The organism is Streptomyces viridosporus, assembly GCF_002078235.1.
GTDB lineage: Bacteria > Actinomycetota > Actinomycetes > Streptomycetales > Streptomycetaceae > Streptomyces > Streptomyces viridosporus.
In genome coordinates this window covers 1-779 of record NZ_MSGP01000753.1, presented here as the reverse complement: position 1 = coordinate 779, position 779 = coordinate 1, and the positions used below count along the sequence as shown (strand labels likewise).

Genomic DNA, 779 nt, shown 5'->3' with positions numbered 1-779 from the left:
CACCGGACGACCGGCGCGCGCCGGTCGTCCGGTGCGGGGGCGGCTTCCCGGCGTGCGAGGTCGTCGGGCCGTCGCCCGGGGGCGTGTGCGTCGGGCCGCCGGGTCCGTGCCGCGGCGTCGGCGTGGGGTTCGGCCGCAGTGTCGTCCAGCAGGGCGGTGGGGAGCAGGACGACCGCGGTGGTGCCGCCGTACGGGGAGGTCTTGAGGTGCACCTTGACGCCCTGCCGGGCGGCGAGCCTGCTGACCACGAACAGGCCGAGCCGGTCGCTGTCGAACAGGTCGAGCGCCTCCGACCGGGCGATGCGGCGGTTGGCCTCCGCGAGGGTCTCCTCGCCCATGCCCAGACCGCGGTCCTCGACCTCGACGGCGTAGCCGTTGCCGACGGGCTCCCCGGTGACGCGCACGCGCGTGTGGGGAGGGGAGAACTGGGCCGCGTTCTCGATGAGTTCGGCCAGGAGGTGGGTGAGGTCGGCGACGGCCGCCCCGACGACGGCCGTTCCGGGAAGCTGCCGCACCTCCACGCGTGCGTAGTCCTCGACCTCGGAGACGGCCGCGCGCACCACGTCGGTGAGCGGGACGGGTCTGCGCCAGGCGCGGCCCGGTGCCGCCCCGGAGAGGATGATCAGGCTCTCCGCGTGGCGCCGCATACGGGTGGTGAGGTGGTCCAGGCGGAAGAGGTCGCTCAGTTCGTCGGGGTCGTCGGCGCGGCGTTCCATGCCGTCCAGCAGGCTCAGTTGCCGGTGGACGAGGATCTGGCTGCGGCGGGCGAGGTTGACGAA

Annotated in this window: 1 protein-coding gene; it reads right to left on the bottom strand. The window is 74.5% G+C overall.

Annotated features, from left to right (window positions below; translation table 11 throughout):
* Positions 1-779, bottom strand: a 779-nt coding sequence (locus B7L92_RS37125) for a sensor histidine kinase (protein ID WP_255311329.1), incomplete at both ends; no start/stop codon positions are given.